This is a genomic window from Proteus hauseri (assembly GCF_040139125.1).
In the GTDB taxonomy this organism is placed as follows: Bacteria; Pseudomonadota; Gammaproteobacteria; order Enterobacterales; family Enterobacteriaceae; genus Proteus; species Proteus hauseri_B.
On the sequence record NZ_JBEEUB010000001.1, the window covers coordinates 149,875 to 166,604 of the forward strand.

Below are 16,730 nucleotides of genomic sequence, written 5' to 3' on the forward strand. Positions count from 1 at the left end.
TAACATAGGTTGTTTTATGTTTATGAATATAGATTTCACTAGTAGATTACTACAAAGAAAAAAAGCATCTCTATAGAGATGCTTTTTGGTAAGTCTAAAAAAACATTGATTATCTTATATTTACTTATTTTGCAGTTGTGCGAATTAAGTAATCGAAAGCGCTTAAAGAAGCTTTGGCTCCTTCACCAGCAGCAATGATGATTTGCTTATAAGGCACTGTTGTACAGTCACCGGCAGCAAAAACACCTTTAATATTGGTTTCGCCACGCGCATCAACAATAATTTCGCCCATCTTATTACGTTCGACAGTACCTTCTAGCCACTGTGTATTTGGTAATAAACCAATTTGAACGAAAATACCCGCTAACGCGATATCGTGCATGGAATCGTTAGTACGATCTTTATATTTAAGACCCGTTAACTTAGTACCATCACCATACACTTCTGTTGTTTGTGCATTTAAAATGACCTCAACATTACCTAAGCTACGTAGTTTTTTCTGTAATACTGCATCAGCTCTCATTTCTGGAGCAAATTCTAATACAGTCACATGCTCAACTAAACCCGCTAAATCAATAGCCGCTTCAACACCTGAGTTACCACCACCAATTACTGCAACTCTTTTACCTTTAAACAGTGGACCGTCACAGTGTGGGCAATAAGTTACGCCACGGGTACGATACTCGTTTTCACCAGGAACATTCATGTTTCTCCAGCGAGCACCTGTTGCAATAATCAAACTACGCGTTTTTAACGTCGCGCCAGATGCAGTTTCAATTTGGTGTAACTCACCTTCTGAAGCTCCTGGGATCAAACGACTAACGCTTTGGCTATCAATAACATCAACTTGGTAGTCATCAATGTGGGCTTTTAATGCGCCAGCAAGTTTAGAACCTTCTGTTTTTGGTACTGAAATATAGTTTTCAATATCAACAGTATCAAGGACTTGACCACCAAAACGCTCACCAATAAGTCCAGTATTTAAACCTTTACGTGCTGAATATACTGCAGCTGATGCACCCGCAGGACCACTACCAACAATAAGAACGTCAAAAACATCTTTCTTATTTAAAGCTTCAGCTGCACGTTTTTCTGCATTGCTATCTACTTTATTAACGATATCAGCCAGTGTCATACGACCTTGCCCAAACTCGTTACCATTTAAGAATACAGCAGGAACGCCCATCACGTTACGTTCCTGAATTTCATTTTGGAACATGCCTCCGTCTATCGCAGTGTGTGTGATTTTCGGATTTAAAATCGCCATTAAGTTTAATGCCTGAACAACATCAGGGCAGTTATGACAAGAGAGCGAATAATAGGTTTCGAAATGAAACTCACCGTCTAACTGACGAATTTGTTCAAGTAATTCTTGGGCTTCTTTAGATGGATGACCACCTGTTTGTAATAACGCAAGTACTAGCGATGTAAATTCATGCCCTAATGGCGAGCCCGCAAAGCGTACTCCGGTTTCTTTCCCTGGGTTGGTGATAAGAAAAGAAGGTTTACGTACATTGGCACTATTATCTTCACGATAAGTGACTTTATCGGATAATGGTTCGATCTCTTTTAATAGAGACTGAATTTCAACAGAATGTTTGCTGTCATCTAATGTTGCTACTAACTCAACAGGCTGGGTTAATCGTTCTAAATAAGCTTTCAGCTGAGTTTTTAAATTATTATCTAACATTTTTGCACCCTCAATAAAATCGGGTGCCGAAACACCCGATAAACAACTTTTTTAGTGGCTTAATTCTTAATTAGATTTTGCCGACTAAATCCAGTGATGGAGCTAAAGTTGCATCACCTTCTTTCCATTTTGCTGGGCATACTTCGCCTGGATGGCTAGCGACATATTGAGCAGCTTTAACTTTACGCAGTAAGTCTGATGCATCACGACCAATGCCTTCAGCAGTGATTTCGATAGCTTGAATGATACCTTGTGGGTCAACAACGAAAGTACCACGGTCTGCAAGACCTTCGTTCTCACGCATGTTCTCAAAGTTACGAGTTAATGCACCAGTTGGGTCGCCAATCATGCCATATTTGATTTTGCCGATGGTTTCTGAACTGCTATGCCATGCTTTGTGAGTAAAATGAGTGTCTGTAGAAACAGAGTAGATTTCTACACCCATTTTTTGGAATTCAGCATAGTGATCAGCTAAGTCACCTAATTCAGTTGGGCAAACAAAGGTAAAGTCTGCTGGATAGAAGAAGAAAATGCTCCATTTGCCTTCGACGTCCTTTTCAGTCACTTCTACGAATTGACCGTCTTTAAATGCCATGTTTTTGAATGGTTTGATTGGGGTATTGATTAAAGACATTGTATTTCCTCCTGTTTGGTATGGACCTAATGTACCTATTCCACTTGAGAATAGCTAATACATTCCCGCTATCGTATCAATAGGTTTTGCCTAATGAGTTGAAGAAATTGATAGAGATAAGTTAACGAGATGTAGCTATTAGCGCAAATAAACCATAAAAAACGGTTTGTTTATTAATCTATTAATTTCAGCCTGTTAGCTTAATCAGAACAATAACCCATTATGTACAGATAGTGGCATAGTAAATTAATATAACTTATTGATTTGCTTTGGCTTCTTTGATGATTGTATAAGTACATTCAAAAGCCGCTTTTTGTATTCTGTAAATATCTCGGTTATCTGTTGTGGATTGAACAACGGCATCACCCGATTGGAAACGTTGTAGTTCTCCCCAAGGCGCCTTCATTGTAAATGGAGGTGCTGAATCAGGAACAATAAAGTAGTTCATTTCAACACCTTTAGGGATAAATTGCTGATATTGGTTATTATTAGAATTTATTTTTACTTCACTCTGTTTTGCTGTGTTATAGCGTTGAGCAAATTTCTCTTTTCTAACTAGAATTTCTTCATTGCCTGTTTCAGGACAAATATTTTGTACAACCCAATCGCCTACTTTTGCAGGTTCTGAAATGGTTTCAACGCCTTCACCTTTAATAATGGTGGTAATAATCTCATCTTTTTGAGCGGGTCGAGCTAACACTGGTTTTGTTTTTATAGCAAGCCCCGTTATTCCTGCTTGCTGTGCTTGTGAGAAATATTCAGAACGCTCTTTCTGTGGCAGTGTTGCAAGGTCATTTGCAAACGAGGTTGTTGGTAGTAAAGCCATTGCTACTAATAATGTTTTGATAAAATGATTGTGTGTGAATTTGTATATGTGTAAAGGCATAGTTATTACTCATTCAATGATAATACATTACTGCATTATTCTTTATTATTGGTTACGTTGATTAGTAATATTATGACAAGAATAAAAACATTAGCACTTGAAAAATCAGTCACCTATCGGTCTGAGTCTCAAAAACTCGAGAGATCTCACAACTTAGATAGCATGAGCTGAAATAATGAAAAAAAACTACCGATCTACAAAATAGACCGGTATTAATAGCAATATCAGAATTAAAAAAGATATTTAAAACGAACCCTTGCACCATAGCGATCTTTATCGCCATTCTCTACATTAATGTCATCTTGACCATCAATATGAGAGTAGTAAGCGCCTAAGTAAGTTTTAAAGTTATCCATACCTAAAATATTAGGCAGTTCATAAGAAGCAAATACAGTGTTGATGCTGTATTTCCCTGGGTTAACGGTAAGATAACTATCATTATTACCTATGATTTTTTTATCGTAAGCTTTGATATCGTTATGTGCATAAATATAACCTAGCTGGAATTTTTGCCATAAGACGTTTCCTCCTATAGAGAAATCGTTCTCATTTTTAGCATCAAGATAAGCTGTGCTTAAATTAGCCACAATGCCATTAATTGGATCATTTGATAACGTATCCCACTTCAGAGTAAGACCATAACCAGTACGACGTGATTGATCTTGGAAATTACCATTAGCATCTTCATAACCATATGCATTACTGATAACGTTACCATCTACGGCCGCAGCAATAGTAAAATTATCTTTTTGCCATGCCACCACAGGTCTCATATAAATAACATTTTTACGGTTATCCAGTTTTCTACCGTGATATTCGCTATCTTTAAATACAGAGGTGCCATCTTCGACTAAGGCGTTTAACTCAAAATACCAATTGTCATATTGAGTATTGACCATCATGCTACCGCCATCACTACTACGACCTCGCCCTTCTTTCATCATATAGATATAGCCAAAACCATCACCATATAGGTCATTGGCTGTATTACCGGAATATTCGACAAAGGTATCTTGGTTCAATGGGAACATGTCATAAGCTTCATAACGCCCAATTTTATATTGCCATTTATCACGTTGACCAAAATAAAACACAGCATCATCAAGATTCATTTTTCCGGTCATATCTGCCATTGGTTGAACACGAAATCCTGCATAATTACCATTTCTTAATGCTCGTTCACCATCAATACCAATTAAAATGCGACCATTAAGTCCCCATTTTTCACTATCATCAAAGTCTTTTTGATTACCTGGCATTGAGCGCATTGATGTCAACTGACCTTTTTTACTAGCAGCATCGATATTATATTCAACATCTCCATATAACTTAAGATTTCCCCAGTCTGTATTAGTAGAGAAAAGGCCTTTATTTTCAGTATCTTTTGCTACTTGCTGTTGTCCTATTTCATCAAGTTTAGCTTGAGTTTGGATTGCTTTCACTTGAGTGTCTTCAGACTGTTTTTCTAATACTGAAACACGTTGTTCTATGTTTGTTGAGGCATTATTTTTTGAGGAAACGGTGTTGCTAGATGCATTACTTGAAACAATTAATTGCTCAAGTCTAGCCGCTTTTTGTTCAGCAGCTACCGCTCTTGCTTCAGCATTCGCTGCTCGTTGCTCTAGTGCATTTAGTCTCGCTTCAATTGCGTTCATATCTGTTTGAGCATTTGCATACAGTGGTATTGCTAACACCAAACCAATAGCTAACGATAATGATTTCATTTTCATTCAAATATTCCTAAATCTAGCAATGTGGACTGAAATTGGCATTACGATACCCAGCATTCAATTGAGTGATCGATTGCTTTAATTGATGGAATTATTATTATGATTTTATCTTCTGTACTTTTTTATTTTAGTATCAGATAGTTATTCACATCTTAAGCTTATTGTTAAGCAATTAGTCATTCTACTGCACCTTATTAAACTAGCTAAATTGGCACACTTATTCTCGCTTAAGTGCTTTTAGATAGAGCGGATTTACAGCTGATGATATTTGTAATGCTTATTTTAAGCTGAGTTCTGGTTTGTGTTTTCTATTTTTATTGGTTTATAGAGATAGCTAGTCTAAAGTAATCGTTAATATGGAACATTTCCATAGGCAATTTTACTTTTTTTGATGTAGGTACAATAACTCAAGATAAATTAAGCTGTTTCACGTCTAAATAAGACTACTTTGTATTTAAACCATTTGTATTTAAACAAAAGAATTAATCTTTAGCATTAGTGGTATTAAAGATTGTTAGAACGAGATGTGTATAAAGAGAAGAGAGCTTGCCTTTGCGATTGAAAAGCTAGCTTTAATCGATAATTTCAAAGAGATACTAAGTTAGCGCTAAGTTATTACAGTAATTGACAGAGGTCATTAAATTATAACCTCCGTCTATCTATCGTTATATTCTACCGGGTTTACGCAATGCTCGGCGAAAATAAGATACTGGCATTTTAGGACAAATTTGTTCTTTTAGTGCAGGATTATTTTCTAAATCCTCTTTTTCTATATCACTATTTTTTCTTCTATCTTGTGGTTGCGTTTCCGTTTTATTCATCTTCCCTTTCCTCAGAGATCAACGCCTCATTAATAGCTTCAATTTTTGCTACTGCTTCATTAAGAATAGATGCAATACGTTCTGCTTTTTCAACAGATAGCTCTTTTAATACCAATTTATGGCGCAATACTGCTTTTAATTTACCTACAGCAGACTCAATGTCTTCAGAAACACCGCCAGCGTTTTGAGATAAATCTCTGGCATAAGCGAGTTTAGTCTGAATATTTTGTGCAATTTCCTGATGTTCAGCTAAGAAAATCGTACCTTCAGGTGTAATGCTATAGTTTTTACGCCCTTTTTCAGCAATGTTTGCCACAACGAGATCTTGCTCTTCAAGCAATGTTAACGTTGGATAGATAACGCCTGGGCTTGGCACATACAAACCTGAAGATGCTTCTTCAATACCTCGAATTATTTCATAGCCATGACTCGCTTTAGTCGCAATCATGCTAAGCAATAAAACGCGTAAGTCACCATGATCAAACATGCGTTTTAGTTGACGACCCTTACCTCTGCTTCCACAGCCGCGACCGCGTTGTTTGCCTTGTTCACCACGTTCTCCGTGACAACATTCGCCATGACCTTCATGGTGTTTACCATGCTCACCACGTTCTCCGTGACAACATTCACCATGACCTTCATGGTGTTTTCCATGTTCACCACGTTCTCCATGACAACATTCGCCATGACCTTCATGGTGCTGGGTTTGCTTACCCTTTCCACCACAACGACCTTTTCCATGACCATGCCCACGACCACCGTGTTCGCCATTATCGGCATGTTGTTGGTAAAGTGAGTTTAATGCTCGAATCATCATAAATATTCCCTCATTGTTTTAGATATATCGAAATTATGTGTAATAATATAATCCGATATATCTAAACGATCAAGTTTTAGATATATCTATTTACTTATCTAAAACTTCATTTTAGCTTAACAATTTGATTTATTTATGATTATATTTTTAAGTAGCAAATATTATTATGAATGATTCTTATTCTCTAGCTTGGTATTCTGTGCTATCAACGTAAAAATAAGGTCAAAAATATCTTTTAGACAAAATTATTATCGTTAAGAACAGATAAGAGGAAGTGAAAAAATAGCAGAAAGATGAAAAACGCAGTTATTAAGTGACGCTGTCACTTATATATTTCTAATAACCAAATGTTTTAATAAACAAATTATAGCAAAAAGGCGGGGTTGTTATCCGCCTTCTGCCTAAGTAACAACTAAATCAACAAAAACTATACTTCTATTGACTGGTTTTCTAATGCAGATAAAACAACCTTTTTGATATATTGATACCCAGCATCTATATGTTGAACTCCGCATTTTTCTGCGTCTTTCATTGTTAATTGAAGTAGGTTTAAGTGCTTGATTTTTTGCCATTCATTTTTATCTAAATCGCATTCATAACAGAATTTAGCCGGAATATCATCACTATTACGGGCGCAAAGTGTCAGTAAATTCAAATCTTGTTTATAATTACTCTGTAAAACTAAATTTTCATAGATAGCTTTATTGAGATTATTTTGTACTTCTAAGGCATGATTGCCTTTAATAACTATCGCAAAACTAAGTTTGTTAAAATCAGAGGTTGGTAATGGTTTAATGATATAAGACTTACCACCTTTTTTTATTTCCTTAGCTTTTTTCAATATTTTTTCAAGTTTTACTCTAGCTTTCCATAAAGCTTGTGCATGTTGACCAAAACCTGATGTATTAAATGGATAAAGTTGATGAATGCTCCAAATTGATGCAACTGCTGGCGCGGATTGGATCCCCTCAATTTCATAAGCAGCATCAGCTTGCTCAGGACATACTTTCGGTGGGTTGGCTAGAAAACGGCTCATACGTGCATCTTTAATGCAAACGATCCCCGTAGGATATGGTGAAAATCCGGCTTGGAAAGGTTCAAATGAAACCGAATCAGCTAAAGATAAATAAACAAAGCTGTCATAAATGCCGGGTTGTAATTCAAGTTCAGGTGCTTCCTTTTTGATTCTTTTACTCAATACTTCATAAGGAATTATTTGGTTATCTTTATCAAGAAATAAGCTCTTCATATAGCCAAGCTGCGCTGCATCAATATGAATATAAAATGAGCTATTATATTTATGCTCGCACTCTTCGCGTAACTCAAAAAGTGGTTTTAGCATATCAATACTGCCATAAGTTGGTGATCCTAAAACACCAATCACACCAAGAATTGGTTCACCCTGCTCTATCAGTCGTAAAATTATCTCTCGTGTTTTTTTTGTATCTGTTCTAAATGTTTCATCTATAGGCAGTGCAATTAGGTTGTCATAACCTAATCCCAAAATATCCATTGCCTTTTTCCAAAATTCAAACCGAGAAATAGGAACAAGTAACTTACCTAGATGCATTGTTCGAGTCATGCCAGTACCTCGACAAGTGAGATTACTTACATCGTCAAAAATACCTCGTTCATGCAGTTTTTCGCCTATCGATAAAATTTCACTGACAGACATGTTGAATAATTCAAATGCTTTTTTATCAGCAACTAAATCTCTTGATTTAGGGTGTCTTGCAATTGCCATTGGTAATGTCTTTAGGTTTCTTAATGCCCAAAGTATTTCATAACAAGCAAGAATATGGCTTGTGGTTATATGTCCAAAAGCTTTATCTGTATCAAATCCAATTAATTGGCAAAGATCACTTGTAATGGCTTTTTCTTGCTGCTTTTGTAGTGGCGAGTGATTGTTAAATACATTATCTGAGTTATATGCCAATGCACTGAGATACCCTAATTTTGCCAATTGCATCACTTGCGAATTATGATGCGAAAAATAGGGTTCTATATGTGGCTGACTATTAAAAATTTGCTGTTTTAATGCAGTAAGAATATTGTCATAAGCATTATCGACTGCTCTTTTTTCAGTAGCATTGTTTCTTGTTTTGAATTCAATGTTATCACTACTATTTATTTTTGTTTTTTGGGCTTTAGAAAAAAGATATTCACTATCCATTAATATTTTTGTCATCTCTCGATGATAACATGCTGCGGTATCAGTCGTTCTTGAATGATATACACGTTCTGTAGCACTCAGACAGATTTCTTTGTTGTTTGCCATCATCGCACCTATATAAAATTTTGTTATTAATTCTAATGAAAATTGTGCTTATTTAGCATAATTAATAAATCACTTTTTAAATGATATACTACATGATGAGTAAGAATCTTCTTTATTTTATTGATATCAGTTAAGATTTTAGAAGCTATGATTATATTTTTATTCTTTAATGACAAACTATTCAATTTTATTCGTTAATTCCACTTCTTTATTATCAATTTTGATTTAAGTTATATTTTAATGAATATTATATTATTTTCGCCGTGGTCAATACTTAACCCTAACCTAATATAAATATACAACCGTTTTTATCGACTAATATCTATTACAAAGTAAGGATTATTTATTTTGTTCTTCTAAAGTGGGATTTTTTTATTAAAAGTCATAAGTTTTTATTTCAATAGAAAAAAACACACAATAAATTTGATGTGTGTTTTTCAGAATAATCGCGATCAAACTATACAGCCTAGCAATATTGCTTATAACAAAATATTTTTTACAGGCTCTATATAATCTATTTTTGTTATATCAGGAGAGATCTAGCATAACTTTACCAATTAAGTCGCCAGACTCCATTAATTGATGTGCTTTCCCCACTTTATCTAATGGGTAAACTGCATTGATAATGGGTTTTATTTTCCCAATAGTGACTAATTGCCAAATTTGTTGTTTTAATTCTTGTGCTATTTGTGCTTTTTCTTCTACTGTTCGAGAGCGCATCGTTGAGCCAGTATGAACTAATCGTTTGACCATCATTGGCATCATATTTAAGCTTTTAGGCATTCCTTTCATCATACCAACTTGTATTACTCTGCCAAATTTAGCGGCAACTTGATAATTTTTTTCAACGTAATCACCGCCAATAATATCAAGGATAACATCAACGCCGACTCCATTTGTTAAGATAGGAATTTCTTGAGCAAAATCCTTTAATTTATAGTTAATGACATAATCAGCACCCAATCTTAATGCAACCGCTTCTTTTTCAACTGATCCAACAGTTGTATATACTGTTGCACCTATTGCATGGGCAAGCATAATAGCAATAGAACCAATGCCAGAGGTACCACCATGTATAAGAACAGACTCACCCTTTTTCAATTTTCCTAATTGGAAAAGATTTGCCCATACTGTGAATAGATTTTCAGGTAATGCAGCCGCCTCAATATCACTCATTTCCATTGATGGTAGTGCGATATCTTCATGTACCAGACAATATTGTGCATATCCTCCTCCAGCAACTAAAGCACAAACGCGATCACCTAATTTCCAATGAGTGCACCCTTCTCCTAAAGCAACAACTTCACCCGCTATTTCTAATCCAGGAATAGGTGATGCATCTGCTGGTGGAGGGTAACTACCTTGACGTTGAAATATATCTGGTCGATTTACACCAGCAGCTCCCACTTTAACTAACATATAGTGAGGCGCTAATAAGGGTAATGGTGAGATTTGTGGTTGGAGTTTATCAATACCACCTGGTTCAATAATCGCAATTTCGATCATCTCTTTGGGTAATATGTAGTTTTGGGTCATTAGTTATCCCTTATCTCTTTTACTCGCCAACAGAATTTAATGATGTTTTAACCACTAAATAAAAACGAATATCAATATAGCCGATAATAGTTTTATCAAACTGACAAGTAAAATATTAAAGCACTAATGGAAAATTATAACCAACCTTGCCTTTTATGTTGTGTACAAATAGGGCATAGTTTTGATCCTGCCTCCCATGCAAGAAATGCTAAACGACACTTTTCACACTGAGCATCGTAATAATGATAACGTGTGGGTTCACTATTTTTTGCGACTTGTTCATTTACAGTTATAGATTTAGGAAAACAAACAACTTGGCAGCTCATACACCCCGTGCAGCGTTTTTCATCTATCGCAAAAATATTATCTTCAAGCTCAATGGCATTTTCATCGCATACTTTAGCGCAAGCAGAACAGAGGATGCAGCTCTCTTTATCCAGTTTAATTTGAAACCAACTATCTTCAGGATAAAGCTGTTTTCTTGCATTTAATCCTGTTTTTACATGACTTTTATTAAGTGGTTTTTCATCGAGTTTTTGACGAAAAAGCATAAAGCGTCTGCCACTATCTATCACTGTTGGTTCTGTGATAACTAACTGCCAAATAGGTTCTTGTAACGTTTTGAGTTGTAAGTTTAATTTAGCCAATACTGGAAGCCATTTATCAACTAAAGGCTCGGCTATTTTCATACCACGAATTTGAAATTGGCGATGCCAGACTAATAATTCTTCAATGCTGGCAAGCGGTTCGTCGTGGTTAACCACTAATAAGTTATCTTGGTAGGTTCTTTCATGAGGTGTGATATTTTCTATCGCATCAACAGGGCAAGTAAATAAGCAGTTACCGCATTGAAAGCATAGCTCATTATCTATTTCGACGCTTAAATGACCAAAAGTGATAGCGCCCACAGGGCAACTTCTTGAGCAGCTATCACATAGGCTTTGTTTGAGGCGTTTCCTGACACATTTATCATTAATTACAGGTTCAGGGGGAAGCTCCACCTTAATAAAACGCCTCATACATTATGACTCCGTTACTTAACTATAAAAAATGCAAAGCGATTAAGTATCTCAGCAATAATAGTTACACCACAACCTGCTAATAACAGGCGTGATCCTGATGTAAATACAGCCGCACGATATTTCCACAAGCTATATCCAATCATAACAATACTGAGAATAGACAATATCCATGCAGATATTCTTAATTCGAATGTTTCATTATACGCAATGATAGGCGTATGAGGGAAAGTAATTGCATCATTAGTTAACATTGTTGCTGACATCCATTCTAAATAGAAAGGTTGAACAGCCATGCGAAGAGTAACAGCAAAAAAGATTAAACCAAGAGCACTAAACACCATTTTCTTCGCTAATTCACCATTTACAAACGCCTTAACACGCATTGCTGTGATCGATAACGCAATTGCAGCGCCAGCTGAAAAGAGAGCACCAATAAACATAAAGTATGTATTGGCGTGCATCCATGTCAGCATCGATGTGTTGTAATAAAGTGATGCCATGCAGAAAATATCAATAATGCCCAATAAACCAATGATAGCGAGTATGGTTTTATTCATATGCCCTTTAATTAATACCATTAAGGTATAAAGGCATAAAGCACCTAGATAAATCGCTGCAAAGATAATTTCACGACTTAACCATGACGATGAAATATGGCGTAATGCATGAAATGCATTCCACGGATATCCCATATGTAATGTCGATGCCAGTAACCCCAAACAACCTAATACTGCACCTGTAAGTAAAACAGGACGCATTGCAACAGTTGCGCGTTGATTACCAATCTCTTTTTCTAACCAGCAAAAGTAAAGCGCGGTTAGAACAATCACACCAACAGAACTTTGAACGAACAAAGTAAAGGTAACTAATGGCCATTCACTCATGCTTGATTTCCTCCTTTTTTCATCGCGCCAGTATGTGGTTTGATAACTAAATTCGGATTAGTCATGGTGAAATCAGGTAATCCTTGGACTTGGCTTAAATTGCCATACTTCGCTCTTAAATCTTTAATTTTGCCAAATTTAATTGCATTTAATGGGCATGTATCGACACAGATAGGATTTTTTCCTTCTGATAACAGATCAATACAGAAGTCGCACTTCGACATTTGCCCGGTCTCTTTATTCATTTGTGGCGCGCCATAAGGACATGACCAAGAACAGTAACCACAGCCAACACATTTGCTGGTATCAACGCGAACAATGCCATCGCCTGGGCGTTTATGCATGGCGGTTGTTGGGCAGTTTTTCGCACAAATGGGATCGTCGCAATGGTTACAAGAGATTGTCAGCGTATATGCAAAAACATTGTTCTCAAAACCGCCATGACCATTTGGTGCAAAACCCCCTCCTTTTACTTCATAGATTCGACGAAAACGGCGACCTACTTCTAAGTTGTTTTTATCTTTACACGCCACTTGGCATGCTTTACAACCAGAACAGCGTGAGGAATCAATAAAGAAACCGAGCTGTTCGTCGCTCACTGGTGCATATTCTTTAAAATCACTCATGCTTTGGCTACCTCAACTAAGACGGTCAAATGCGAATTACCATGTGCCAATGGTGTCATTCGTGTTGATGTTAAAACATTAGGGCAGCCACCATGGTCTATTCCATCTTTATCCGGTGACCACCAAGCGCCAGCTTGTAATCCAACAACACCGGGAATAATGCGTTGCGTAACTAATGCTGGAATTTGAGTAATTCCTCTGTCGTTATAAATACGCACCATATCACCATTTTTAATGCCACGGTTTTGTGCATCAATTGGATTTATCCACGCTTCTTGTTGTTGTGCTTCTTTTAACCAAGGGTTATCGTATTGTGTTGAGTTAGCTCGATTTTTCCCTTTCCATGTCAACATTTGTAATGGGTAAATTGCTGTCAGTTTATCTTCAGGTCCTTCGATAGCAGGCACATAATGTGACAATGCAGGAATATCAGGATTGTTCATGTCATAAAGACGTTTAGAGAAAATCTCAATTTTTCCTGATGGTGTTGGGAATGGATTATTTTCAGGATCACGAATATTTGCTTCAAAAGCGACAAAAGGCTTGTCTTTAAAGAGATAACGACGTGTTTTAACCAATTCTTCAAAATCAGGGAAATCAGGTCTGTCTTTTAATCGTTCTTTGTTGGCATTAACAACATGAGCAATCCACTCTTTTTCGGTGCGACCTTCAGTAAACGCATCTTTCACGCCCATTTTTGCTGCAACTTCAGTTATCCAGTCATAATCTGAGCGGCGTTCAAATGCAGGTTCAACAACTTTTTCAGAAAGAATACAATAACTACCCGTTCCCCAAGTATCACCAACATTCCAGCGCTCTAGAAAACTGGTTTCAGGCAACACTAAATCTGCATATTTCGCTGACGGTGACATATATAAATCACTGACAACGATAAACTCGACTTTTGAATCATCAGCTAATAATTTAGCTGCCGCATTAACATCCGGATTTTGGTTAACTAAATAGTTACCCGCTAGCGAGAAGATCATCTTGATATTACTATCAAGTTTATCAACACCGACTAATCCATCTTCTGGTCGAACTTTACTTGCATCTTCAACCGCTTGCATCCAGTTCATAATAGAAACTTTGGCTTCGATTGGATTTTTACCAATATCAGGACCATGCATAGATTGGCGATTGCCAATACCACCATATCCCGCAGCCCAAGCGCCTTTTTTACCCACATTGCCCGTAATGGCGGCTAATAATGTTGAGCCACGAGCACTACGCTCACCACAAATATGACGTTGAGGCCCCCAGCCTTGAATTAATGCGGCTGGTTTGGTCATTGCATATTCACGCGCTAATTGACGAATAGTATTTGCAGGAACACGAGTGATTTTTTCTGCCCATTCTGGTGTTTTTTCAAATCCATCTTTTTTACCCATTAAGTAGGCAACTAAAGATTCATTTGCTGGAACACCTTCTGGCATATGTTCTTCATCAAAACCAACAACATATTTATCAATAAAAAGTTTGTCGTGTAGGTTTTCACTAACAATGACATACATCATTGCATCCATTAACGCATTATCAGTGGTAGGCAACAGCGGGATCCATTGATCAGCTAATGATTGGGCAGTATCAGAATAACGAGGGTCAACAACAATAAACTTAGTACCACTATTTTTCATTTTCTGAAAATAGTGGTTGGTATGACCAAAAATAGTTTCATTTGGGTTGTGTCCCCATAAAATCACTAATGGTGTTTTTTCTAATGTATCGAGTGAACTCCCCGTTTTAGATATACCGTAAGTATAAGGCGTTACTTTTGCTGTGTTGCCCAGACTAACGGAGTGGTAATAAGGAAGATATCCTCCGGTTAAGTTAAACAGTTTCTTCATCATGGTATCACCAGAGAAGATCCCGCCTGTTACTGCAGTACTTACCGTTAAAAAGCGACTTGCAGCACCATGTTTCTCCGTTAAACGTGTGACATTCTCGGCAATCATGGTGGTTGCTTCATCCCATGAAATACGCTCGAACTTGCCTTCGCCGCGTTTACCAATCCGTTTCATTGGATATTTAAGTCTATCTGCATGATAAGAAAATTTACGATAGCCTCTGCCACGCACACAGGCTCTCATAATTGGCATTTCTTCATCTAACTCGTTATCCGGTCTGGTTGTTATCCGAGTTACAATGCCATCTTTAATATGTGCACGAATGTCACATTTACCACCACAGTCAAAAGTACTACAAGTTGCAACAACCGTAGCTGCTTTTCCATCCACTTCAGCCATAGGCAAACTTTTATCAGCATTAGCTTGTGCATTTCGTGCGAAAAATGGCACACTAACTAAAGCTGCGCTAGCTTGTACAAAATGACGGCGAGTTAAACTTATAACCCCTTCATTTTGTTGCTTTTCTTCTATTTTTTTTATAAACATATTATTCTCACATAATGACTCTTGTCAGTGAAAATAATAGGATATGGTGGTTAACCCTTATTGATACACATCAATACCACTTAATAGGTAACCGAATATTTCAGTAACTGCGAATTATTCGCACTATAATTGCGATTTTATAACGTAAAGCTAACTCTAGTTAGCATTAAGTTGTATCAAAAATACATCTAGTGAACTCTACTTAAAAAGTATTAATAAAATAAAAGGAACAGTAGGAAAAACACGGATTTAAGATAAAGAGGTAAATGAAATGTCAATATAAAGATAGAAATTTTTGGAGCGCAGCTTGATTTTTGCTGTTTGACAAGGATAATTTAGCAATACCTCTATGACTTACCTAGAAAATCGAATAATATACCAACTCAGTATAGGGTTAGCGCAAATTGTTCTAAATTAGCCTCCAAACAAAACATTGTTTTTATCAATATACATGATTTGTTACATTCAGAATTATTTCTATGCGTACCGTTATTCCCCTTACTAAATACAGTAATATGTGTTAAAATTGACGCATATCAATATTTTTATTTGTAATGAGCAAGCTTATGATCCCAGAAAAACGCGTCGTTCGCCGAATCCAATCTGGCGGTTGTGCAATCCATTGTCAAGATTGCAGTATTAGCCAGCTCTGCATCCCGTTTACTTTAAACGAGCATGAGCTTGATCAACTCGATAATATTATCGAGCGTAAAAAGCCCATCCAAAAAGGGCAAACCCTGTTTAAAGCTGGTGATGAGCTGAAATCACTTTATGCCATCCGTTCAGGTACGATTAAAAGTTATACCATAACGGAAGAAGGCGACGAACAAATAACGGGTTTTCATCTTGCAGGTGACTTGGTTGGATTTGACGCCATTATTAATACTGAACATCCAAGTTTCGCACAAGCGCTTGAAACCTCAATGGTTTGTGAAATCCCATTTGAAACATTAGATGATCTGTCAGGCAAGATGCCTAACCTACGTCAACAAATGATGCGCTTAATGAGTGGTGAGATTAAAGGCGATCAAGAGATGATCTTACTGTTATCGAAAAAGAATGCAGAAGAACGTCTTGCCGCTTTTATTTATAATCTCTCTCGCCGTTTTGCACAGCGTGGTTTCTCACCTCGAGAGTTTCGTTTAACGATGACTCGTGGTGATATCGGTAACTACTTAGGTCTTACTGTTGAAACTATTAGCCGTTTATTAGGACGCTTCCAAAAAAGTGGAATGTTAAGTGTGAAAGGTAAATATATTACCATCGAAGATAATACTCTGTTGAGTGAATTAGCGGGTAAACTCCCTTCTTCCGCAGAAGTCTAATTTTTATTTCACATATTTCATTTTTTATAACGGGTCACACAAATTTGTGACCCGTTTTCTATTTTGTGCTATTGCATTTTATCTTCTT

General features: G+C 36.7%; 13 protein-coding genes. 1 reads left to right on the forward strand and 12 read right to left on the reverse strand.

The window, feature by feature from the left end:
* Positions 1 to 124 precede the first annotated feature (124 nt).
* From ahpF to ABN099_RS00725, 12 genes are all read right to left on the reverse strand, one after another.
* The gene (gene ahpF / locus ABN099_RS00670) at positions 125 to 1,690 is read right to left on the reverse strand and encodes an alkyl hydroperoxide reductase subunit F (RefSeq protein ID WP_349461757.1); all 1,566 of its coding nucleotides are present in this window, start codon (positions 1,688 to 1,690) and stop codon (positions 125 to 127) included.
* 70 nt (positions 1,691 to 1,760) lie between these two features.
* Positions 1,761 to 2,324, reverse strand: coding sequence for an alkyl hydroperoxide reductase subunit C (gene ahpC, locus ABN099_RS00675; RefSeq protein ID WP_349461758.1), 564 nt, complete (start codon positions 2,322 to 2,324; stop codon positions 1,761 to 1,763).
* Between the two features lie 256 nt (positions 2,325 to 2,580).
* The gene (locus tag ABN099_RS00680; protein WP_349461759.1) at positions 2,581 to 3,210 is read right to left on the reverse strand and encodes a hypothetical protein; all 630 of its coding nucleotides are present in this window, start codon (positions 3,208 to 3,210) and stop codon (positions 2,581 to 2,583) included.
* A 230-nt stretch (positions 3,211 to 3,440) separates the two neighbouring features.
* Complete coding sequence (locus ABN099_RS00685; protein ID WP_349461760.1) at positions 3,441 to 4,940, reverse strand: carbohydrate porin; 1,500 nt, start codon at positions 4,938 to 4,940, stop codon at positions 3,441 to 3,443.
* 665 nt (positions 4,941 to 5,605) lie between these two features.
* A complete protein-coding gene (locus tag ABN099_RS00690) occupies positions 5,606 to 5,761 on the reverse strand; it encodes a hypothetical protein (protein WP_349461761.1) in 156 nt (51 codons plus the stop codon).
* Positions 5,754 to 6,578, reverse strand: a complete 825-nt coding sequence (locus tag ABN099_RS00695; RefSeq protein ID WP_349461762.1) for a helix-turn-helix transcriptional regulator — start codon at positions 6,576 to 6,578, stop codon at positions 5,754 to 5,756. The genes ABN099_RS00690 and ABN099_RS00695 overlap by 8 nt, the downstream gene beginning before the upstream one ends.
* Before the next feature lie 427 nt (positions 6,579 to 7,005).
* A complete protein-coding gene (locus ABN099_RS00700; protein ID WP_349461763.1) occupies positions 7,006 to 8,856 on the reverse strand; it encodes a pyridoxal-dependent decarboxylase in 1,851 nt (616 codons plus the stop codon).
* A 528-nt stretch (positions 8,857 to 9,384) separates the two neighbouring features.
* Positions 9,385 to 10,392, reverse strand: a complete 1,008-nt coding sequence (locus tag ABN099_RS00705) for an NAD(P)H-quinone oxidoreductase (RefSeq protein ID WP_349461765.1) — start codon at positions 10,390 to 10,392, stop codon at positions 9,385 to 9,387.
* A gap of 134 nt (positions 10,393 to 10,526) precedes the next feature.
* Entirely contained in the window at positions 10,527 to 11,411 is an 885-nt protein-coding gene (locus ABN099_RS00710) for a 4Fe-4S binding protein (protein ID WP_349461766.1), read from the reverse strand.
* A gap of 14 nt (positions 11,412 to 11,425) precedes the next feature.
* Positions 11,426 to 12,298, reverse strand: a complete 873-nt coding sequence (locus ABN099_RS00715; RefSeq protein ID WP_349461767.1) for a dimethyl sulfoxide reductase anchor subunit family protein — start codon at positions 12,296 to 12,298, stop codon at positions 11,426 to 11,428.
* A complete protein-coding gene (locus tag ABN099_RS00720; RefSeq protein WP_349461768.1) occupies positions 12,295 to 12,924 on the reverse strand; it encodes a DMSO/selenate family reductase complex B subunit in 630 nt (209 codons plus the stop codon). Before ABN099_RS00720 ends, ABN099_RS00715 begins: the two co-directional genes overlap by 4 nt.
* The gene (locus ABN099_RS00725; protein WP_349461769.1) at positions 12,921 to 15,317 is read right to left on the reverse strand and encodes a DMSO/selenate family reductase complex A subunit; all 2,397 of its coding nucleotides are present in this window, start codon (positions 15,315 to 15,317) and stop codon (positions 12,921 to 12,923) included. Before ABN099_RS00725 ends, ABN099_RS00720 begins: the two co-directional genes overlap by 4 nt.
* Positions 15,318 to 15,883: 566 nt before the next feature.
* Here ABN099_RS00725 and fnr point away from each other — a divergent pair.
* Positions 15,884 to 16,642 carry a fumarate/nitrate reduction transcriptional regulator Fnr gene (gene fnr, locus ABN099_RS00730; protein ID WP_349461770.1) on the forward strand — a complete coding sequence of 253 codons (759 nt, stop codon included), beginning with the start codon at positions 15,884 to 15,886 and terminating at the stop codon, positions 16,640 to 16,642.
* Positions 16,643 to 16,730: the final 88 nt, after the last annotated feature.